The organism is Catalinimonas alkaloidigena (assembly GCF_900100765.1).
Taxonomy (GTDB): domain Bacteria; phylum Bacteroidota; class Bacteroidia; order Cytophagales; family Flexibacteraceae; genus Mooreia; species Mooreia alkaloidigena.
Map to the genome: position 1 here is coordinate 195,193 of NZ_FNFO01000001.1, position 21,484 is coordinate 216,676.

A 21,484-nucleotide genomic window follows, 5' to 3' on the forward strand; every position below is an offset into this window, starting at 1 on the left:
TTACTGGGTAAGGTAAAAAGGGTAAAAACGATCGTTTTTGGCAATCGTTCGGTCAGTTTTTTGGTAAAGATCTACGCCTACCGGGCGAATCATCAGTTCGTCGATGTCGAGGAGAGGAGCGCCGGGAGCTACGTTCGAACACGTGATGCGTACCGAGGTCGCCGACGGGGGCACTTCTACCGGAGCTTCGAACAGCGCCCATGGGCCATCCAGCGTGGCCAATTCGCGAAAAGCCGAAAAGCGCTGGCTGGACACCGGCGTGTGCGTCGTATCCAGGAACTGCACGTCGACCAGCGTACGCGCGTATAAATCTTGCGCAATGTCGGCCATCCAGAACGTAAGGAGGCACCGCGACGCCTGCGAAGGAACCGATCCTTCGTACAGCACCCCCCCGTTAAGCGGAATACGTTTCCCGCCGGCCCCTTGGTAAGCCGCTGCGGAATCTTCTTCGTCAAACGACTGGTAGACGAACGCTGCCCCGGCCGGAGTGGCCCAAAGGTTCTCTTGCGGGGGGCGACGCAGCGTATCCCACGCGGCCCAGGTGCGTTGTGCCTGCTCGCGCGGCAGGGCGGCAAGTTGGCGCAGGGGCAATTCAGCCACCACCAGCCGGTTCAGTTGCGACACGGGGCGGGCATGGTGCAGCATGGTGCGGCCCACGGTGTTCATCTCCACCGTATCGATCATCAGCAGCAACGGTCGTGCATCAGGCAGCTCGTCCAGTAAAGGGTATGGACGGTAGGGCTCCAGGGCCAGGGGTAGGTTGCGGTACGTTTGGCCCAGCGAGGTGCGGGGCATGTGCACGGCAGTAAGCGGCAACCCGGTATGTAGCGAAAGCAGGTAAGCGTAGACCGGAAAAGCTTCCAGCCACACGCTTTCGGAACCCAGATGAAAGTACGGATGCGGCACAATGGCTTGCACCTGCGCTGGATTTACCTGACGAATCCAGTCGTTTTGGGGAAGCGCAAGGGCGTAGTCGGCATAATCGGGTAGCTTGTTTTGCAGCGATGCACCCACACCCCGGTTGTTTTCAAAGGCTTCGTAGTACAACAGCAGTAGCGGCAGCACGAGCCACACCCCCCGCACGGAACGGAGAGGAAGTCGGCCCGCCGTGCGGTAGATCCACACAAAAGCCAGCCAGTTGATGACGTAGAAAAATACCCAGTTGAACCGTCCGATGCTACGCAACTGCCGGAAAAACGGCACATAATAGACCAGCCGATCGGAGGGTGCCCAGGTAAACGGCCAGCCAAACGACAGCAGCAGGCAGACCACGCTGGTCCAGAAAAGTGCGTTCAGCAGCGGATCGCCCGTCCAGCGGAGCCAGGAGAACTTTTGGTGCCGTATCAGAAAAAACAGGCCGCTGCCCAGCAGCACCACGAGAAACCCGACCGCCGTCAGGCCAATGTAGGCAATGCCTTCGTGGCTCACCTCACGGATGGGGATCAGGTGCTCGTGAATCAGACGGCCGAGGGGCTGGTTGATGGGCAGAAACACCCCCTCCCACGAAGCGTGGTAAGCAAAAAAGCCCCAGGGGTAGCGCGAGCGGTCGGTGACCGGATCGGTCAACAGCAGCCAGCCTGTAAATACGGCATAGGCTATCACTACCTGAAGCGCATAGTGGCCAACGGCCCAAAGCGGACGACGGAACCGCTGTTCGAAAAGCCACTGCCATGCCCAATAACCCGTGAGCACCAGCGCCATGAGGCCATAAAAATAGAGATGGGTCAGGGCACAGACCAGCAGAAAAAGACCGATGACAAGACTTTTGCCGTGGGTCGGTTTGCGGTCGAAACGCAGCATCAGCCAGAACAGCATCGGCAGAAAAAACTCGTACACCAACGCCAGGTGGCCGTGCATGCGGTCGACCTGCGGCGACAGAAACGCGATTCCTGTGGCGGCCAGGGCTGCATAGAGGGGCTCGACTCTGAGGGACGACAACAGAAGATAATACACCAGCGCACACACCATCAATGATAGCAGCATCGACAGGTTCAGGATACCCACCGTGTAGTTCGAAATGTCGTACACATACTCGCTGAATGCCTTCACCACATTGGTCAGGAGCGGATTCGCCGTGTAGAGGACATGGTCGCCATAGGGGTAATTCATGCCTTCGAACCGGTGGTACGACGTGTCGTACTTGATGTGGTAGAGGCTGGTATAGTAGGCTTGAAGTCCATCGCCACCTGCCGAGAAGTAGTACGTATTCGGGCTTACCAACAAAGGCCGGTACAGAAGGCTGAGGGCAGAAAGAGAAAGCAGGAACGTGAGGAGAAAGCCGGTTGTAGAGGAGCGGATCATCACAACTCTTTCGGAGAAGCCAGCACAGGATCAACGGCATCAGTGGCATCTTTTACGAAATAAAGAGGCCGGTTTTTTGTCTCACGGTAGATCCGTGCCAGGTATTCGCCCAGGATGCCGATCACCACCAGTTGGACGCCGCCCATCAACAGCACCGTGACCAGAATTGAGGTCCAGCCTTCGATGGTTTGCCCCCGGAAATACATCACTATGGCAAACAGCGCGTACAACAGACCGGCACATCCGAAAAACAGGCCGGCAAAAAACGAGAGCTGTAGCGGCCGTGCCGAGAAGGAAATGATGCCGTCAAGTGCCAGATAGACCATTTTCTTGAGCGTATACTTGCTTTTGCCGGCGTGGCGCGTCGTCTCCTGGTACGGAACATACACCTGGTTGAAGCCAATCCAGGCAAACAGCCCCCGGTTGAAGCGGTCTTTCTCAGGCAGGGACAGGTAAGCTTGCAGGGCACGTCGGCTGACCAGCCGGAAATCGGCGGCCCCAGGGTGGAAGTGGGTATCCGACAGGTAGTTCATGAGGCGGTAAAACCAAACAGACGTTTTGCGTTTCAGGACCGACATGTGTTCGCCGTCTTTGCGGATGGCGTGGACCACGTCGTACCCGCGTTGAAAATGCTTGTAAAGTTCGGGCAGCATCTCCGGGGGGTGTTGCAGGTCGGCATCCATCGAAATAATGGCTTCGCCCTGGCTGTGTTCGAACCCGGCTGTGAGCGCCACCTGATGCCCAAAGTTGCGCGACAGAGAAACGCCGCGGACGGCCTTGTCGTGTTGGGCCAGGGTGCGAATCTCCTGAAACGACGCGTCGGTGCTGCCGTCGTCCACAAACACAATCTCGTAGCGGAGCCCGGTGGGTTGCAGTACCTCCGTCAGGCGGCGGTGGATCACTGGTAAGTTTTCGGCCTCGTTCAGCAGGGGAATGACGATGCTAAGGTCTTTCAAAACGGTTGCCGCAGTTAGTTGAAATGAGACTACACAAGGAGAAACAGGGACCAAACTTACATGAATTCCGCTAATGTCATGAGGGCCAGAAAGATCCCTGAAGTCAGGGTAGCCGCGTCAGTGTTACGTCGTCTACATAAAACGCCCCCCGCCCGTCGCCCATCCAGGCGTAGAGCTTGAACTTGGCGTCTTCTGGCAGGCCTTCCGGCAATTCAATCACCTTTTCGAGCTTCCACCAGGCGTTACTTTCTCCGGTGTGGGCCACCTCTTCGTAAACCAACCCGGAATTATCGACGGGCGAGTGCACGGCCATGATCAGGGCTACGTGGGCCTTGGGGTCGTCGCGGTACACATACGCCTCCAACTTGAGGCGGCGCGCCCCTTCGTGATAGAACTGCCCCACGGGCTTGGAGAAACTGGGACCGAAAGGCTGCTGGGGCGTTACTTTGATGCTGTACCGGCCCGAGTGTGCGCGCTCGTCCGTCAGGGTCGGAAGTGAGGTCCATCCGCCATAGCTCTCAAAGTCGTTATGGGTAATCAGATGCGCATCATCACGGGAATCGGGCGCTCCGCAGCGGACAAGACTTACGGCAGTAACTAGGACCAGCATCCCTGTGCGGAAATAACTCATGGCTGTAAAGTAAGTTGGGTAGAGTCGGCGACGTGTGGCCGAACCAGTTTCAGCAAACGGCAGTGTCCGTAACTTTCCAGCGTGACGTAATCGTACTGGGCAGCGAGGGGCGGGAGGTACGACGATTCGCACGTCATAACCGTAGCACCCACGGGAAGTTGGGCAATTTGCGACAGGTGGGTGAGCTGGTACTGGTAGGCATGATTGTAGGCATGCACGTAATAGTACAGGTGCGTGTTGTTCAGCGGATTTAGAATGTAGTACTCTTTCAGCGAAGGATTCGTCTCTTTAAGGTGCTGCATAAAGGGGCCGTATTCCAGCTGGCTCCAGTTGATGTAATAGGAAAAGCCCAGCGGAAAGCGATTTTTGTGGAGAATCCACCTGTAGCTGGGTATGAAGAGCACCAGAAATACGACCACCGTTGCGTGCCACGCCCGGAAAGGGAGCCGGTACAGCATAATAAAGTAGTCGGCCATCAGGAATATCCCGATGCTGGTGAGCAGGGCCAGAAAGGGATAGGTGGGGACATCGTACCAGGCAATTTTTGTGGAAGCCACCGATAACACCAGCAGCAGGCTCAATGCACAGCACAAGGAAAGGACGACCAGCGGGTGGTAGGGGCGGGTAGGGTGCAGAAACAGAAACGGAAGTATAAACGGTAGCACAAATATCCACGGCGTAAAGCGCTCGGTAATCAGGTTCGTCAGGTAGTAATAGGGCCCTCCTTTGTGGCCTTGTACTACGCCGCCAAAGCGCCCGCCGAGTTCGTACTGCCAGACGTGCGCGAAATATCCCGGATTGTTCCATTCCCGCACGACATAGTAAGTCACAATGGCGAACACAAATACCCCAATGGCGGCATAAAGCTGCCAGAATTTGAAAAGCACCCCGAGTTTACCACGGAAGAGAGCATACAAGAACAGCCCCGGCAGAAAAAACAATCCGGCGATCCCTTTGATCAGGGAGGCGATCAGAATGGCACCGGCACAGAGAAGCAGGTAAAGCGTGCGGCGTCGGTCATGTTCCAACAGGCGATAATACGCGAAGCACGAAATGGTCAGAAATAGCGTGAGGGGAGCGTCGGTATCGGCAGTCCGTGTTGCATGAGGCCCTACGTAGCCATAGGCGCTCAACAGCACCAGCGCGCTCAGGTACCCGATCAGCGGCTGGCGAATCTCACGACTGCAAAACCAGATCAGTAAAAGGGCGGTACCCAGGCCACTCAATGCCGACGGCAGGCGCAGCGCTACTTCTGAAAAGCCGAACAATTGCAAACAGACCGCCTGAATCCACTTCATCAGCGGTGGCTTGGTGGTATGTTGATTGACCAACCAGCTCCCGCCTTCGACCATATCCATCGCACTGACAGCCCGCAACGATTCGTCCCAGATGTAGAGTGCCGGATGTCCCAGTCGCCAGAAAAGCGCGAAATACGCAAGGATCAGGAAGGGAGGCAGCAGAAAGAAATGAATCGATCGCTGAGAGGAAAGCGTCATGCGAATCACGAATGAAACAGTAAACATAGGAGATAAAACGCATTCGCGAAAGCCTGACGGTGACTACGTTGGGACGCAGGCGATTTAGCCGGCGCCGCGTTCGGTCACGATGCCCTGGGTGGCCGCCCACTGGTTTAGGTCCTGTTTCTGTAGAGCCGACGCCATCAGTTCCGGAAACAGGTCGGGAGTACAGGCGAACACGGGAACGCCCATCGCGGCGAGGGCGGCAGCGTTCTGGTGATCGTAGGCAGGCTTGCCGTCGTCGCTCAGCGCGAGCAGCACCACGAGTTGCACGCCGGCCTGGGCCAGGGCATTGGCCAGTTGAAGCATCTTGCGGCGGTCGCCTCCTTCGAACAGGTCGGTGATCAGCACCAGCACCGTGTCGGTGGGGCGAGTGATAAGTTGTTGGCAATACAGCAAGGCGCGGTGGATGTCGGTGCCGCCGCCCAACTGCACACCGAACAGCAGATCGACCGGATCTTCCAGGTCTTCCGTCAGGTCGGCCACCGCCGTATCGAACACGATCATGCGGGTGTTCACCGCCGGGATGGACGCCAGCACCGCCCCGAAGATGCCGGAGTAGATGACCGAGGCGGCCATCGAGCCGCTCTGGTCCAGACACAACACCACGTCTTTCAGCGCCGAGCGTTTCCGTCCCCAGCCCAGGCGCGTTTCCGGTACGATGGTCCGGTAGTCGGGTTGGTAATGCTTCAGGTTTTTGAGGATGGTCCGGTGCCAGTTGATTTCGTGGTGGCGCGGACGTTTGTTCAGTGCGGCGCGGTTCAGGCTACCCGCCACGGCCTGTTGCATGGGATGCGCCAGCTTCTTCATCAAATCGTCGACCACCTTCTGCACCACTTGCCGGGCCGTATCCTTCGTTTTCTCCGGAATCACCCGACTCAGCGAAAGCAGCGTCGCGACCAGGTGGATGTCCGGTTCGGCCGAGGCCAGCATTTCGGGTTCCAGAAGCATTTGCGTCAGATTCAGCCGCTCCAGGGCATCGCGTTGCATCACCTGCACCACCGACGAAGGAAAGTAGGTGCGAATATCGCCCAGCCAGCGCGACACGTTCGGAGACGAGGAGCCGAGGCCGCCTTTCCGCTCCGCATCGTAGAGTGCGGTCAGCACACGGTCCAGGTCCTGCATCTCGCCTTGCAGCGATACGCCGGTGCCATCATTCGCATCGCCGCCCAAAATCAGGCGCCAGCGTTCCAGGTGTTCGGGGTGGGTCATGGAATTACAATTTCAAATTACAGATGGCACATTGGGTTTCGGGTTGCAGGTCGAAAGCCCTAGGACACAAGGCGCAGATCGCAGGTCTAAAATATTCACTCATACGTCACAGGTGCTGGCACTACAACACGTTTCTTCGTTGTCATCGCCCGCTGCCACGGGGGCCGTTGCCACGGTGGCCGGCGACCCGGCTCGAACGGGAGAGATCTTTTGCACTTCGGCGGCTGATGATGTACTCATGCAGCCGATGGGCGAGGCACAACCAGTGGGTTTAAGATTTGATATCAGAAGCTGCTTTCTTGCCTTCTATATGTATGTATAATGATTTAGCAGTAATGACTAAGTTGTCATCTGCATGAGGCTGACCAGTATTTCCATAAGGATCTAATGAGAAGTAGTAAGAGCCATTTTCCTGCTTAACCAACGTTATGTCAGAGTAATAGCTGCTTCCAAAATCCTCACTAATACCAACTTCTATAACTTTCTCAAACTGTAGTTCTATTTTACATTTCTCAAGCTTATCTTTTTTAGCTCGCTTTCTTATGAATAATTCAACTGTAGTGGTTGACTTGCTATCATCATGATAGTCTAGATTTATTTTTAAAGTGGATATCTGCCCATCACCCACCACATAATTCGAAAGCAATTCTTCTAATTCAATTTCCATTGCCGAAAGAAATTTAAGTTTTGCAGCATTTCGTGACATAACTAGTTGATTATTAAGTTATTGATAGTCAGTAAATACTCCCTTCTCTATTATTTATTATAGTTGCTTCCACCATCGGTGTATTCACTGAAAGAGCGGGATATCGACGTCCATTGTATTGTCATGCTGAAAGCGGTCCTGCAACGGCGGATCGTGCCGCCGCATCTTCTTACTTTCACTGTTTTCTGTTCCAAAACAAACGAGATTTGGCACGGGTCCCGGCGGGGCACCGCACCCCGCTCGCGCTGTTCGAGCTGGGTCGCCGGCCACCGTGGGACGGCCGCCGTGACAACGGCCCCCGTGGCAGCAGGCGATGACAAGTAAGGAGGAATGAGTTTTACCGCTTTCTATCACTTTATACTCTGAACTTTCAACTCAACACTCCTAAAAGTTGCCAGACGACCGGCAGGGTCTGTTCCGCCAGGATATGATCGAAATGCTCGTCGTTTGTGGTGGTCAATACGGAACTTTGGCCGGAGCGGGCTTTCTCGCCGATTTGCTTCCGCTCCGAAGACGAAAACTGCGAGAACGTCCGACGCAACAGCGGTAACAATTCCTGAAAGACGTCCGCGGGCAATCCGCCGATCCACGGATGGAGGACGTTCCAGAGCGCATCGTCGAGCAGGAGGATCATCCCGCTACCTTGCAGGAACCCTTCGAGCCAATCGGCGGCGTATGTGTAGGCTTGGCCTCGCGAGAGGGCGCGACTGAACCGCTGGGCTACTTCCGCTTCGGGTAGGGTTTGTGCGTCGGCCAGCAGGCGGGTCGTGTAGCCACTCAGCACGCCGGGAATTTGCGGGGCCTCGCTGAGCTTCGCCAGCGTCTGTTGCCACAAGTCCAGTTGAGACTCGACCTGAAGAAGATGAAGCGCCTGGTGCACGTCGCTGAGGCGTTGACGCATCGCCTGAGCCGATTCCTGATCGAGCGACTGACAGGCCACCGGTAGCCCGACACAAATCCGACTGACCAGCCCGTCGATGATCGTGGCGAGGCGTCCCGTGTCGGTTTTGCGCACGTCGCCGTAGCGCGTGGTTTGGGCCAGTGGGGGCAGGGCCACCATCAGTTGCGTCAGGTCTGTCGCGTGCGCGGCCAGCGCGTCGATCCGTTCCATCAGCGGCTCCAGGGTGCCGGGCAGATCGGCCGGGAGCGTTTGCTGCAACAGCGTGGCGACCCGTGCCAGCGCATCCGTTTCTCCGGTCTGGTGCCGGACGTACTGTGTGGCGGCTTCTTCGACGGTGTTGCCCCAGATGCCCTGTTCGATCACCCGCAGCGCTAGTGCCGGTTCCCAGCGCAGCGACCATTCTTCTTTGAACGTGCCTTTGCCACGCGTCGCCTGTTCTGCGCCCCAATCGATGCCCAGCAACCGCAGGCGGTGTAGTAACTGACTGCGTTTCAGGTCGGTGTCTTTCCGCAGGTCGAGTGAGTAAGTTTTCTCTGCCGCTTTGGCGGGCAGTCGCAGGGACTTCTGTTGCCGCTCCAGGTCGATTTGCAGCGGCACGCGCGGTACCTCTTCCGGGACTTCACCCAGTACGTCGCCGACCGTCAGTTCTTCGTGGATGAGTTGCAGGAGGCTCGCATCACCGAAGGCCATCACGGTCTGCACGGCCTCGTTGAGTTCTTCCAGGCCGGGCCGCGTCAGGTTCCGCAGCGAAGCCAGCGTTTCGGACAGACGGGTGGCCTCAATGACGTGCGCCGACGAGGTGTCCATGCTTTTGTCCCGCAGCAGATGCGCGACCCGCGTCAGCCAGCGGACCGCCGTTTCCTCAGGATAGTGCCAGAGGTGATCGTACCAGCCAGGCGAAGGAACCCCCGCCCCGTAGCCGCTGCGCCACGCCAGCCGGTCGTAGGTCCAGGGAATCCAGGTGGCGGTGGTTTTGACTTTCGACAAGCCTTTCAGAAGAGCTTGATCGGCTTTGGCGGGGGGGAGGTCGACCAGGGCCGGGGCATGCCACGCGCCACATACCACCGCGATATTGGTGAAGCCCTCTTTTTCAGCTTTGCGGATCGTCTGGCGCATCCATGCTTCCCGCAGGGTTTCGCGTCGTTCGCGCGGCGAATCGTCCGGTACCACCGACTCCCGTAGCGCCTGCATCGCTTCCCCAATCGCTTCGAAGCTGTCGTCGACCCGCATGCGCTGTTCGAACTGATGCTCCCACCACAACTCACTGTCCGTGTAGCCCGCCGCCCGCGCCAGGTAGTGGAACGGCTCCTGCCGCACCCGTTTGGGATCGAACGCATCGGGATCGACGTCGGTCATGGGCGTCGAGGTCTCTTCTTCCGAGGTCGGTTGCGTCGCGACGGTTTCGGGTAGGGCTTCCTGCGATTCCTTTTGTTCAGCTTCCTGTAGGGCCAGTTGGTGCAGAAGCGGCAAGTCCATAAACCGCATCGGAATGCCTTTTTCGCCCGCATACCGCATCGCCTGCCATTCGGGCGAATAGACCGCAAACGGGTAATACGCAGCCCGCTGCGGCTCGTCCGGACGGTAAATCAGAAGCGCCACGGGCGGTTTCATCTCCGTCGTGGTGACCCATTCCAGTACGTCATCGGCGTCGGGCGGGCCTTCGATCAGCACCAGGTCGGGCTGCATCGCGTCCAGCGCTTCCCGCAGGCGTCGGGCCGAGCCCGGTCCGTGGTGTCGTATGCCGAATATCTTTGTCACAGTAAACGCTTTTAGAAATAGTGCAGGTTTTACATAAACGAACCCACTACTCGCTGTTGTAGTCCCTCTTTGGTCAGCACCCAAATAATTCCATAATACCCGGCTCCATCACTATTCCATTGATGAACAAAAAAGGTCTCTCCACTTCTGAAAATGGTAAATGAATTAGAGCATTCGTACAGATCGCTATAGAAGGCTTTATTGATTTGAATCGGCTGCCCTTCCACGGTTGCACTGATGCCACTGATTTGCGTCTTTGGCATACCTCCATCTTGCCCCCATACATGTCTCCCATCAATAGCAGTGACAGTAACTCCGTCTCTATCGATAATGCGATTGGTAGAATCAAAAGGCTGTAGCACATACTTAAACGTAAAATCACTGCCCTTGTAGATAGACAATTGATCTAAAGGCTTAAGTCGAGATTTATGAATAAAACCTATGAGATGAGTATCTGAACAGTCGAATGAAAAGTCATTTTTGGGAATATAAACTTGTACCCAATCGGCTTGCCTAATTTCCTCTCTTGAATCAAACCAGAAGACTTCGTTTTCATAAATTCTGTGAATGACTTTCGATTGTCCATTAGGCATTTGTCTTACGTTGGTGTAGCCATCATCATCTTGAATAATACCCACCTGTCCTTTTGCTAGAAAGGAGGATAATGCGCAAAACAGAATAACACTCGTTTTTATTCTACCCATCGTTGCCTTATTAGTATGTATCATCTCGAACGTAGCGGCCGTCGCTCTCAGCATGACATAACCCTATACTTGTCATCTCGAATGAATCGGTTTACCAATGCGGTGAGAGATCTAGTTTCAAGAGTTAGAAGATCTCTCCCTGCGGTCGAAATGACAAACAGGAGGTCGAGATGACATATTGGAGTTGGATTAAAACTATTCACTCTCAATTCATCACTCAAAACTTCTACACTATTATTCCCCCTGCATCACGTCGCCTTCGGCCTCTTTGCAAGCGCGGTAAAGATCTTTCCAACCGTCGCGGTTCCGGACGACCGTTTCGAGGTATTCCTGCCAGACGACGCGGTCCTGTACGGGATCTTTTACGACGGAGCCGACGAGTCCCGAGGCAAGGTCGTGGGCGGTGAGGCGGCCGTCGCCGAAATGAGCCGCTAGCGCCAGCCCGCTGCCGACGACCGAAATGGCTTCGGCGGAGCTGAGCGTGCCGGAAGGCGATTTGAGCTTGGTTTTGCCGTCGACGGTGACTCCGCCGCGCAATTCACGAAAGATGGTGACCAGCCGGCGGATTTCCTCCAGGGCGGGCGCTTCGGCGGGGAGTTCGAGGCTGCGGCCCAGGTCGGCCACCCGGCGCTGCACAATCGCGATTTCCTCGTCCATCGTGGCGGGCGTCGGCAGAATCACCGTGTTGAAGCGGCGTTTCAGGGCACCCGACAGTTCGTTGACGCCTTTGTCGCGGTTGTTAGCCGTGGCGATCACGTTGAAGCCTTTCGTCGCCTGCACCTCGTGGTCGAGTTCGGGGATGGGCAGCGTTTTTTCCGACAGCACCGTGATGAGCGTATCCTGCACGTCGGCGGTGATGCGGGTCAGTTCTTCTACCCGTACGGTTTTTCCCTCGCGCATGCCGCGCATCAGCGGCGTGACGACCAGGGCGGCTTCGCTGGGGCCTTCGGCGAGAAGACGGGCGTAGTTCCAGCCGTAGCGGACGGCCTCTTCGCTGGTTCCGGCGGTACCCTGAATCAGAAGGGTGGAGTCGCCGGAAATGGCGGCCGCCAGGTGCTCCGACACCCACGACTTGGCGGTGCCGGGCAGGCCGTACAGCAGCAGAGCGCGGTCAGTGGTCAGGGTCGCGACGGCAATTTCCATCAGGCGTCGGTTGCCGATGTATTTCGGAGAGACTTCGAAGCCGTTCTTCAGTTTCCCGCCGATCAGGTAGGTCACTACCGCCCAGGGCGAGAGGTGCCAGTTTGGCGGGCGGTGCCGGTCGTCGACCTTTTTCAGCGCCTCGAGTTCTTCCGCAAATTGTTGTTCCGCGTGGGCGCGGAGTACGTGATTTTCCATCGTATCAATCAGGATTGAAAGCTTTTGTCAATATCTTCCCGCAGGTGGAGCCAGTCGGTTAAGGTGGCCTGGAGCGTGTCCCAATGACGGGCGTAATAGCCGCGTTGCGGTTTCAGGTCCGGTAGCTTCGGGAGGATGCCCAACGGCAGAAAGGGAATAAACGGCTTGAGCGGATCGGCGTTGTAATATCCGCCCGACATTTTGCTCAGCACCGCTTCGGCCAGCGCAAGCGACCACGGGAAATGCGCATATTGGTTGATCAGCGTGAAAATGGCGTTCTGGTCGCTCTGTTCCACCACCGACAGCAAATAGGTATTGCGCTCTTCGACGGGCAGCAGTTCCAGCAACGGCAGGAATCGCTGTTCCTGTGAATGGTTCAGAAAGGCGCGTGCCCAGTCTACATTTCGGCGGGCGTGGACGGCGTCGGCCAGATCATTCAGATGGTCCTGCATCAGGTCGTGTTCCTGAAACCAGGTCACCAGTTTGTCCGGCGAGAGTCCCGTGATCTGCTCCCAGGCGACCGGCGGAATCAACGAAATCAATGTGCTGATTACCAGCGTGGATCGTTGTTGGTCGGTCCGTAGTCCGTAGCGCTCCTGTTCGGGCGTGAAGCAATCGGGCCAGGTGATGTCCAGCGTGGATTTGCGCAGCATTCCTCCTTTTTTGAAGTGGCAGCACGAGAGGGCGAGGCTTGTCATCTGCCGGTTCAACTGCGATTCAGGTAACCTTTGTAACAGGTGAATGACTACTTCGCGTACTTTCTGGCTACGGTCCTGGTCCAGTAGCGATTCCAGCCACGGTTCGTCTTCCGGCGTAAGGTGCGGGGAAAGGAGTTCGAGCAGATCGACCCGGAACTCCGATTTTTCGCCGCTCCAGTTTTCCTGCATTGCCTGACGTGCCTGTGCGGGATCGTGGTCCAGCCACCGCTTCATCGCCTGTTTGCGCTCCGCCGGGCGGCCGGTTTGCCAGAGGGCTTCATCCGATTGGCCCAGCGGTGCGTAGTGCTCGGGACGCCAGGCCGCCAGCCAGGGACCACGTTCGCCTGCCACTCGTTGAATCCATCCGAACCAGGCGGGCGTTTCCTGCGCCAGTTCCAACAGACGGGGCAGCAGATGCGCCGGAGCCCGCTGCTGTCGCGCCGCGCAGCGCTGCAACCATCGCTCGATCAGCGGCTCTACCTTGTGGCGCAAGACTGTTTCCAGCAAGAAGCGTGATTGTTCTGTGCACGGCGGCAGCGTTTCGGGGGGCGCAGGCGTGGGAGGATTTACCACTACGGGCGGCGTCTGTCCCACCAGGGTATAGTTGTGGGCCAGTGCACACAGTTGCCAGAACTGGGTTTCCTGATCGGACTCCGGCAGTTGAGCCAGGTTTGGCTGCCAGGGGGCAGGCAGGTCGGTCGGTAGGGAGGCGCGATACGTCCCCAGCAAGGCCGTCTTGATCAGGTCGTTCCAGGGTGTCATAGCGGATAATACGTTTCGTGGTGCCACGCGCCCAGCACGTGCCAGTGCCCCGGCGTGCGCAGCAGAAAAAAGAGCATGGGTTCGCCGCCGCTGAGTGCCAGCATCGGCCAGAGGTCGTCGTTGTGGACCTGACGGGCGGTGCCGGTGGCGTCGACTAATGCCCAGTGAGCACCGTGCGGCACCAGCGTGAGGTCGCGGACCAGCATCGGCATTTCGTCGGCCCAGGGTTGCCGGGCCAGTTGAGCGGCAAACGCTTCGTCGGCGTGCTGCCAGTGGGCAAACCCTTCCGGCGAAGGCGCGTCGACCCGATCGCCCCGGCGCTCTACCAACGCCCGCAGCGGAACCGTGCCGGGATAGAAAACCAGGTCGCCCTCGAACGCCATGCCGGGGATCAGACTCAGGTCGGCCGTTTGCGAGCGGTGCGTAAAGTGGATGACGAGCGCGAAACGCTCCGTGCGTTGTCCTTGCAACCAATGCCGCATTACCAGCAGATCCTGATCCAGTTGTTGCGTACGGGCCAGCACCAGCCACTCGTCCTGCACGGTCGGTTGCTGTTGTTTCAGCTCGTCCTGTTTGTAGGTCCAGCCGATCAGCGAACGCACGTCCTCTTGCATCGCCGGGGGGAGCTGGTCCAGCCGCTCGAAGGCTTCGGTCAGAAGAAAGAGTTGGGTCAGGTGGCGCAGCAGTTCGCCTTGCCACGTCGGTCGGGTATAGTTGAGGTCACCGAGGGCACGCAGCCGTGCGGCGAGGCCGGGGGCCTGCGCATCCACCATGCGGGCCGTGATGTCCGCCCAGAGGCGGTCGCGTTGTTCGGGCACACGCATCAGGCCCATGCCGGCCAGGTCTTTCAGCCAGAGTCGCAACTCGGCGACCCCACCCATGACCTTCTCCAATCGGGCATCCTGGCGCTTTTGTTGGGCGTCGGCATCAGGAGCTTTGGTAGGGGCGGCCGCTTTTTTCTCCTGCCGGGCCATGCGTTGCGCGAGCCACTCGGCGACCCAATCGGGCGCTTCGGTTTCGGCAAAATCGTCCGGTTGGCGCGCCCACAGCAGAAGCAACGCCAGCCCATGTTTACATGGAAATTTCCGACTGGGACAGGAGCATTTAAAGGCGGGCTGGCTGAGGTCGACCCGCACCTGATAGGGGCGGCTGCCACTGCCTTTGCATTCGCCCCAGAGGGCCTGGTCTTGTCGCCCGAGAAGATCCCATTTGGGGCGCTTCAATCCTTGGGCCGCTTTGGCCGAGGCGGCGTCAGGGGCCAGGGCCAAGGCCTGCGCTTCTGTCCAGGCTGCGAGTGAAGGCGTTCCGATAAGCTTCTGAAATTAGCGTAGTTCCCTAAAAAAAGCCGTTCTGGTAAAGGCACAGAACCGGCCGTTCGAGGGGTCGAAACTAGCCAATTTTCAGAACCCGAGCGGGGATGATGTACGAAAAATTGGGATTGATTTTGTTTCTTTTCGTAAGGCAATCGCAAGAGCCAAATCTTGCATCACACGGGCCTCTGATGTGTGCGTCCCGATTGAGGGCTGCCTACTTTTTGCGTCTGCCCAGGGTGTGGTGATAACTCATCGTCAGATACGTATCTACAAAATAGTACGTTGACTTCAGCGTCGAATCCGTAGTGCCCAGCCAACTGGCGCGCATGGTCAACTATAGCTACCCGGAGGGATGGACGTGCCACTGCGCATGGGCTTCCAGTAGAAAACCATAGCCGAACCGATTTTTCAAGTCCCTAAAATTATTCTCCGTGTATAGATGAAGGATATCGCCACTTTCCGCCCAGCGCTGGGTTTGGAGATCGAGCGTCAGCCAGTACCCCAGAGAGGAGCGCGCGTTGTTTGTCGAGAGTTTCGTCCGGAACAGGAATGCATCAAACACCCACCACGGTGCGCCGTGAACGCCGTTGACGGGATGTAAGGAAAAACAGCACAAATCCGGAAAGGATGGTCACGAGCCCCAGCACCGAAAAGCCTTTCAACACCCAGTTGCCGATGTGGTCGCGACCTGCATAGTCCATCGTGTGCAACATCCACAGCCAGTCGAAAGCCCGCCACTGTTGGTGACGCACGGTCTGGAACGTTCCCAATTCGGCCGAAATGTAGAGGGTGGGGCGGCCCGGATGGTCGAACGTAACGGCCCAGGCCGGAAGCGGGCGGCCGCGGTATTCGTGATGTGACCCGATTTCGGTCAGGTACTCGGTAGCCGCTACGGAGGCTTGTGGCGTAAAGTGCTGGGTCGCAATGGCACGAGCTTCTTCTTCTGAAAGCGGGTCACGCAACTGTCCGTCGCGGGCCGAGGCCAGTTGCCAGCGTGCCGTGCCGTCGGTCGCCTGATAATGTACCTGGTACACCGGCTCGCCGAGGAGTTCCACGACCTGAAGCGTGTGCAGGGATCGAAGCGGCAACTGTGACACAACCGCTTGCGGCGACACCAGCGGCCGATCGGCGGGTAGCTCTAGGGTCCGCGTCACCAAATGATCGCCGTGCACGCGGTCGAGGTTGTTCCAGCTGAAATACAAGCCACCGATGGTCCATAGCAGAAACTGAATGCCGATCACTACGCCCAGGTAACGGTGCGCCTTGCGGGCATAATACGAGAAAGGTCGGGTCATATTACAAAGATGCAGTGGGATATGGAAAAGCGTAACCTTCCTCTGGGATTAGGCTTTGATACGACATGCATTTATATAAAAATTTTAGATTATGTTTAATATTGACGAATTATAGCCTTTTGTGTTTTTTCCCTACAACCGCTTTAGGATGGCAGAAAGGCCCTTGAAATCTCTTCGGTACTTCGTAAGGAAATCTTATCTGTCGGCACGAATAAAAAGGCATTTAGCGGGAATCAGCGTCGCATTTTGCGCGATGTTCCTCATTTTGGGGATGCTAATGTAGCTGATCGTGAGGTACTTGATGAACGTCTGAAGTAGCGAGGTGGACTTGTCAAAAGCCACATATCCCAATCACATTCCCCAGATTTCCTTTCATACGTTGAGTACTGATCCGTCTAGTAGTTTCTGTCAAGGTGTGTGTCCCCAGTTCTGGTATTGACTTCTCGTTTTGTGGAGCCATTTTTTGCGAGAAGTCAATACGGAACGCCTTTACAGCCCATGCTGACGCTGTTTCCAAGCCGTGTAGTCCGGTACGCTATCGCCGGTCTGCGCCACCACGTGGTCGTAATCGACATAGCTCATGATCGCAAAAACCTCCTCTTCCGTCAGAAAATCGTGGTTAGGCATGAACTGTCTGTAGCGTTCGTATAGCGCCACGGCCGCCGGATCGCCGCTTTCGACGACCGCCTGCGGTCCCCGCACAAAGCGAATCAGCCAGTCCAGGTCGTGTCGTTCGGCAACGTTCTTCAGAGGGGGACCTACCACGATTTCTTGGATAGCATGGCACTGGGTACAATTGGCTTGGAAAAGTTGTTGACCTTCTGACACGACCTTGATGCCTGTTTCCGCAAGCGAGTCTCCAAGAGAACCGAAATGGATCGCTTCGTTAGTGACACCGCATCTGAAGTACGATTCTTCCGGAGTCTCTTTCTCGAGTTGGATCCGGTACAACTCAAAGCCCGTGAGGGTGATGAGTGTGAACACGGCCACGAGCAGAAGGAGTGTGGCGATCCAGAATTTGGTTACGATTTCTGACATGATCGGAGGTAGTCGGGTGTTTGGCTAAAGTTACACCTCAACGCGTTATGCTTCGGCCGTAGAAAGCACTTTTTGCGCGGGGGCAGACGGGCAGACTTCCGGCCTCAGGTCAGCAAAGGAGCGAGGACGCAAGGCGTGCTCGGCCTTCTGGTGCAATTCCCGCGCAAAACCTACGTTTCCCGTTCAGCACGGGCTTTTTTTTTACTTTTACCAATCGGCTGAGTGTCAGTTGGTTTCGTCCTTGATTTATCTTATCCTTTCATGAAAATAGGCATCTTCTTCGGTGGACCTTCGCGCGAGCGGGAAATCTCGTTTGCGGGCGGGCGTACCGTTTACGACAACCTCGATAAAAATGTATTTGAACCGGTGCCGGTGTTTGTGGACAGCTTCGGGCAATTCATTCTGCTTGACTGGCAGTACATCTACAAAGGCACCATCCGCGACTTTTACCCGCCCATTTCGGCCGTGCCACCGTCGCTGCGGGGTTTTCAGATTTACCTGGAGTCGCTGACGAATCCCGACCTGGAGGCCATTGCGCGGGAAGTGGGCCAGCCGTTGCAGCCGCATCAGTTCCGGCAGCATTTCGACTTTGCATTTCTGGCCCTCCACGGTCCTTACGGGGAGGACGGCAATATTCAGGGATTGCTGGAGTGGTACGGCATTCCGTATTCGGGCTGTGGCGTGCTGCCTTCGGCGATCGGGATCGACAAGGGCGCTCAGAAAGAACTAATGGCGCAGGCGGGTTTTGCCGGGCCTGATTTTACGCGGGTGAGCCGTACGGCGTGGCTTGCCGAAACCGACAAAACCGCGCTGATGGACAGCCTGGTGGAAGATTTGGGTCTGCCACTCGTGGTAAAAGCGCCGCACCAGGGCTCGTCGATCGGCGTGTCGATCGTGGCGGAGGCCGACGTAACGAAATTTGCTGCCGCCGTCAACCGCAGCCTGTTCATTCAGGAACTGGCCAAAGCCGACTGGCAGTCGTGGGACGAAACCGGCAAAATCAACTACATCCGTACGCTGACCGACATTCGGGAAGGCATCGGGATGCCCGTTTGGGTGGGCCTGCCGGGCACGGACCTGCGCCTGATGCACCACCCGGAAGAATTGTATCATTACCTGGAACAGGATTTTCCGGGCGACCTGGTGCAGCTGATCAGCCCCGAGGGCGAAGATTCGGTGCTGGTCGAGTCGTTCATCCGGGGACAGGAATTTTCCTGCATCGTGATTCAGGACGAAAAAGGCAACCCGCTGGCGCTACCGCCGACCGGCATCATCAAACGGGAAGACCTGTTCAACTACCGCTCGAAATACCTGCCCGGCATGAGCCGCAAGGTGACGCCTATCGACCTGCCCGAAGCGCAGCTGGAAGCCATCCGGCGGGAGTGCTGCCGTCTGTTCGAAACGCTGCACTGCAACGTTTACGCCCGCATCGACGGGTTTGTCTCCGAAACGGGCGAGATCTTTTTGAACGACCCGAATACCACCTCGGGCATGCTGCCGTCGTCGTTTTTCTTCCACCAGGCTGCCGAGATCGGCTTGAATCCCTCGCAGTTTCTGACGTACATCATCCGTACTTCACTGGCCGAGCGCATCAAAGCAGGGAAAAACGTGATCGCCCTGCACAAGCAGCTCGCCGGCCTCGATGCTCAACTGCAATCGCTGCAACAGGCTGTGGCCGAAAAGAAACGCGTGGCCGTGATTATGGGGGGCTTCTCGTCCGAGCGCCACATTTCAGTAGAAAGCGGCCGGAACATCTTCGAAAAACTGGCTTCTTCGACCAAATACGAGGCCTTTCCGGTATTTCTGACCGGCTCGGAAGCGGAACACGAACTGTACCTGGTACCGGTCAACGTGATGCTGAAAGACAACGCCGACGACATTCGCGAAAAGGTGCATCACGTCGGGGAGGTGCATCCCATCCTGGCGAAGATCCGGAAAGAAGCGACCGCGGTGACGCAGAAATACGCGGGCAATCCGCTGAGTGCACCACAGCGCATCCGTTACGAACAACTCGCCGAGCGGGCCGATGTGGTCTTCATTGCGCTGCACGGACGCCCCGGCGAAGATGGCGCCGTTCAGACCGAACTAGAACGTGTCGGACTGCCCTACAACGGGTCGGGGGTGGCCAGCTCGCAGATCACGATCAACAAGTGGGAAACCAACGAACTGTTGGCACAACATGGCGTCTCGGTGGCCAAGCACCGGCTGGTGGACAAAACGCTGTGGTTGCGGAACAAACCCGAAGCCCTGGCCGAAATCGAGGCCGAGTTTCGCTATCCGTTCATCACCAAACCGGCCGACGACGGCTGTAGCTCGGCGGTGAAAAAAATCAAGAATCGGGAAGAACTGGTGGCCTTCGGCAACATGATTTTCCGGGAGGCGGAACCGTTGCTGGACACCGAGGCGCAGACTCTGAAGCTGCAGGCCAACGAAGAATTTCCGCAGAAACAGCAGTTTCTGATCGAAGAGCTCATCACCCGCAACGGCGCGCTTCATTTCCTGGAGATCACGGGGGGCTTGCTAACGCGCCTCGACGACCAGGGCAACCGCGTCTACGAGGTGTTCGAGCCGTCGGAGGCGCTGGCGTCGGGCGAAGTACTGTCGCTGGAAGAGAAATTTCTGGCCGGCGAAGGGCAGAACATCACGCCCGCCCGCTTTGCCAGCACAACCGAGGCCTACCGCGCCATTTCGGCGCAGGTCCGGAGCGAACTGGAAAAAGTAGCGCGTCTTCTGAACGTGGAGGGGTACGCTCGCATCGACGCCTTTGTCCGCATTTTTGAAGACAACCGTGCCGAAACGATCATCATCGAAGTGAACTCGCTGCCGGGCATGACGCCCGCAACGTGCATTTTCCACCAGACGGCCATCAATGGTTACAAGCCGTACCATTTTATCGATGCCATTCTGGAATACGGACAGCAGCGGCAACGTTCTCTGAACGTAAGTCACTAGGACCGTGCAGATTGTGCTTCGCGAAGATCGGGCGTTGCAACCCGGGCAGGTGCTGCCGCTGTACCGCGCCAACGGCTGGTCGTCGGCCGAGAAGCCGGAGGCCTTGATGGAAGCGTTGCGCCACTCGCACACGGTCATCACGGCCTGGGACGGCGATAAACTGGTGGGGTTGGGCAATGCCATCTCGGACGGATTTCTGGTGGTGTACTACCCCCACCTGTTGGTCGATCCGGCGTATCAGGGACGGGGCATCGGGCGGCAGATCGTGCAGCGGATGCAGGAAAAATACGGCCACTTCCATCAGCAGATGCTGGTGGCCGATGCCAACGCGGTAGCCTTTTACCGGAAGTGCGGTTTTGAGCGGGCAGGCACCACGCAGGCTCTGTGGATTTACCAGGGGCACGAACACACCTGAAAAATCACACGGCACCGCAACGCGACGGGTTTGCACGTATCTTCGCGAGCGATTGTTCGTTATGAGTAGGTCACAGCGCGGCGCAGTGCCGACGTGTGAACGGCGTAGGAGAAGGATTCACGTTTTACTTTATACCAACTGACGTATGTTTCGAGCCAACACCTGGCGGGATTTGCTGATTCACCTGGGCATCATTCTGGCCCTGTTTTTCCTCTTGATTCTGGGCTTCTTCTATTTCTACCTGCCCTGGTCCACGCATCACGGCGAATACATTACCGTGCCCGACGTGAAGGAAACCCAGCTGGACAACGGAATCAATGTGCTGGAAACCAGCGGACTCCGCTACCAGATCAGCGATTCGGTGTTCGATCCGACCAAGCCGAACTACACCGTGGTACAACAAAACCCGACGGCCGGCAATCAGGTGAAACAGGGGCGGAAGGTCTACCTGACGGTCACCTCCGGCACGCCGCCCATCGTCAAAATGCCGTCGTTGCTGGGCCGTTCGCTGATGAATGCGCAGAAAGAACTGACGAGCCTGGGGCTGCAAACCGGTAAGCTGGAATACAAACCCGATATGCAGGAAAATGCCATTCTGGAACAACGGTTTCAGGGAAAAGAAATCAAACCCGGCGACGAAATTCCGAAGGGTTCGAAGGTCGACCTGGTGATCGGCGATGGTTTGGGCAATCAGGTGTTTGCCATGCCCGATCTGACCGGAAAAATGCTGGACGATGCTCGCTTCGAACTGGCCGGGTCGAGCCTGCAGGTGGGGGCCATCATTTACCAGAACGATCCGGACAAGGAACTGGGAACGATCATCCGGCAGAATCCTTCGCCCGGGCGCGACATCCGGGTGGGAGAAGAAGTAGACCTGTGGGTCGTCGGCTACGAACCGGAAGACGGCGAACCGCCTCTCGAAAACTAATCCTTCGCTCAGAAAAGAAACTCGGGTGGCCCGGCGTTATGGGTAGCGAGGTGTGATCA

16 protein-coding genes are annotated in these 21,484 nt (G+C 57.1%); 3 read left to right on the forward strand and 13 right to left on the reverse strand.

The genetic code is table 11. From position 1 onward, the window contains the following. The 13 genes from BLR44_RS00875 to BLR44_RS00935 form a co-directional block, all read right to left on the reverse strand. A complete protein-coding gene (locus BLR44_RS00875) occupies positions 1–2,301 on the reverse strand; it encodes a DUF6311 domain-containing protein (protein ID WP_089677975.1) in 2,301 nt (766 codons plus the stop codon). Next, entirely contained in the window at positions 2,301–3,257 is a 957-nt protein-coding gene (locus BLR44_RS00880; protein ID WP_176955846.1) for a glycosyltransferase family 2 protein, read from the reverse strand. Before BLR44_RS00880 ends, BLR44_RS00875 begins: the two co-directional genes overlap by 1 nt. Positions 3,258–3,360: 103 nt before the next feature. Continuing rightward, complete coding sequence (locus BLR44_RS00885) at positions 3,361–3,888, reverse strand: hypothetical protein (protein WP_089677978.1); 528 nt, start codon at positions 3,886–3,888, stop codon at positions 3,361–3,363. Continuing rightward, positions 3,885–5,384 carry an ArnT family glycosyltransferase gene (locus tag BLR44_RS00890; protein ID WP_176955847.1) on the reverse strand — a complete coding sequence of 500 codons (1,500 nt, stop codon included), beginning with the start codon at positions 5,382–5,384 and terminating at the stop codon, positions 3,885–3,887. Before BLR44_RS00890 ends, BLR44_RS00885 begins: the two co-directional genes overlap by 4 nt. 84 nt (positions 5,385–5,468) lie before the next feature. Continuing rightward, positions 5,469–6,617, reverse strand: coding sequence for a VWA domain-containing protein (locus BLR44_RS00895; RefSeq protein ID WP_089677982.1), 1,149 nt, complete (start codon positions 6,615–6,617; stop codon positions 5,469–5,471). Positions 6,618–6,888: 271 nt separating this feature from the next. Next, positions 6,889–7,323 (reverse strand): hypothetical protein, encoded by a 435-nt coding sequence (locus tag BLR44_RS00900; RefSeq protein ID WP_143017047.1) that lies wholly within the window; start codon positions 7,321–7,323, stop codon positions 6,889–6,891. 370 nt (positions 7,324–7,693) lie between these two features. Then, a complete protein-coding gene (locus BLR44_RS00905; RefSeq protein ID WP_089677986.1) occupies positions 7,694–9,982 on the reverse strand; it encodes a DUF5682 family protein in 2,289 nt (762 codons plus the stop codon). Between the two features lie 29 nt (positions 9,983–10,011). Continuing rightward, positions 10,012–10,686 carry a hypothetical protein gene (locus BLR44_RS00910; RefSeq protein ID WP_143017048.1) on the reverse strand — a complete coding sequence of 225 codons (675 nt, stop codon included), beginning with the start codon at positions 10,684–10,686 and terminating at the stop codon, positions 10,012–10,014. A 234-nt stretch (positions 10,687–10,920) separates the two neighbouring features. Continuing rightward, the gene (locus tag BLR44_RS00915) at positions 10,921–12,024 is read right to left on the reverse strand and encodes an ATP-binding protein (RefSeq protein WP_089677990.1); all 1,104 of its coding nucleotides are present in this window, start codon (positions 12,022–12,024) and stop codon (positions 10,921–10,923) included. A gap of 8 nt (positions 12,025–12,032) precedes the next feature. Next, entirely contained in the window at positions 12,033–13,484 is a 1,452-nt protein-coding gene (locus BLR44_RS00920; RefSeq protein ID WP_089677991.1) for a DUF5691 domain-containing protein, read from the reverse strand. Then, entirely contained in the window at positions 13,481–14,752 is a 1,272-nt protein-coding gene (locus tag BLR44_RS00925; protein ID WP_176955848.1) for an SWIM zinc finger family protein, read from the reverse strand. The genes BLR44_RS00920 and BLR44_RS00925 overlap by 4 nt, the downstream gene beginning before the upstream one ends. Before the next feature lie 599 nt (positions 14,753–15,351). Next, positions 15,352–16,092, reverse strand: a complete 741-nt coding sequence (locus BLR44_RS00930) for a PepSY domain-containing protein (RefSeq protein WP_089677996.1) — start codon at positions 16,090–16,092, stop codon at positions 15,352–15,354. Positions 16,093–16,581: 489 nt separating this feature from the next. Beyond that, the gene (locus tag BLR44_RS00935; RefSeq protein WP_089677998.1) at positions 16,582–17,130 is read right to left on the reverse strand and encodes a c-type cytochrome; all 549 of its coding nucleotides are present in this window, start codon (positions 17,128–17,130) and stop codon (positions 16,582–16,584) included. A gap of 261 nt (positions 17,131–17,391) precedes the next feature. On the opposite strand from BLR44_RS00935, the gene BLR44_RS00940 reads away from it, so the two are divergent. The 3 genes from BLR44_RS00940 (at position 17,392) to BLR44_RS00950 (ending at position 21,425) form a co-directional block, all read left to right on the forward strand. Continuing rightward, positions 17,392–20,082 carry a D-alanine--D-alanine ligase family protein gene (locus BLR44_RS00940; protein WP_089677999.1) on the forward strand — a complete coding sequence of 897 codons (2,691 nt, stop codon included), beginning with the start codon at positions 17,392–17,394 and terminating at the stop codon, positions 20,080–20,082. Positions 20,083–20,086: 4 nt separating this feature from the next. Further along, a complete protein-coding gene (locus tag BLR44_RS00945; RefSeq protein WP_245705941.1) occupies positions 20,087–20,497 on the forward strand; it encodes a GNAT family N-acetyltransferase in 411 nt (136 codons plus the stop codon). 145 nt (positions 20,498–20,642) lie between these two features. Further along, positions 20,643–21,425, forward strand: coding sequence for a PASTA domain-containing protein (locus tag BLR44_RS00950; RefSeq protein WP_089678001.1), 783 nt, complete (start codon positions 20,643–20,645; stop codon positions 21,423–21,425). The last annotated feature ends 59 nt before the right edge of the window (positions 21,426–21,484 follow it).

Coding starts and splice junctions, on each gene's coding strand:
- BLR44_RS00875 (WP_089677975.1), bottom strand. CDS start 2,301: ATGATCCGCTCCTCTACAACCGGCTTTCTCCTCACGTTCCTGCTTTCT.
- BLR44_RS00885 (WP_089677978.1), bottom strand. CDS start 3,888: ATGAGTTATTTCCGCACAGGGATGCTGGTCCTAGTTACTGCCGTAAGT.
- BLR44_RS00890 (WP_176955847.1), bottom strand. CDS start 5,384: ATGACGCTTTCCTCTCAGCGATCGATTCATTTCTTTCTGCTGCCTCCC.
- BLR44_RS00895 (WP_089677982.1), bottom strand. CDS start 6,617: ATGACCCACCCCGAACACCTGGAACGCTGGCGCCTGATTTTGGGCGGC.
- BLR44_RS00900 (WP_143017047.1), bottom strand. CDS start 7,323: ATGTCACGAAATGCTGCAAAACTTAAATTTCTTTCGGCAATGGAAATT.
- BLR44_RS00910 (WP_143017048.1), bottom strand. CDS start 10,686: ATGGGTAGAATAAAAACGAGTGTTATTCTGTTTTGCGCATTATCCTCC.
- BLR44_RS00915 (WP_089677990.1), bottom strand. CDS start 12,024: ATGGAAAATCACGTACTCCGCGCCCACGCGGAACAACAATTTGCGGAA.
- BLR44_RS00920 (WP_089677991.1), bottom strand. CDS start 13,484: ATGACACCCTGGAACGACCTGATCAAGACGGCCTTGCTGGGGACGTAT.
- BLR44_RS00930 (WP_089677996.1), bottom strand. CDS start 16,092: ATGACCCGACCTTTCTCGTATTATGCCCGCAAGGCGCACCGTTACCTG.
- BLR44_RS00935 (WP_089677998.1), bottom strand. CDS start 17,130: ATGTCAGAAATCGTAACCAAATTCTGGATCGCCACACTCCTTCTGCTC.
- BLR44_RS00940 (WP_089677999.1), top strand. CDS start 17,392: ATGAAAATAGGCATCTTCTTCGGTGGACCTTCGCGCGAGCGGGAAATC.
- BLR44_RS00950 (WP_089678001.1), top strand. CDS start 20,643: ATGTTTCGAGCCAACACCTGGCGGGATTTGCTGATTCACCTGGGCATC.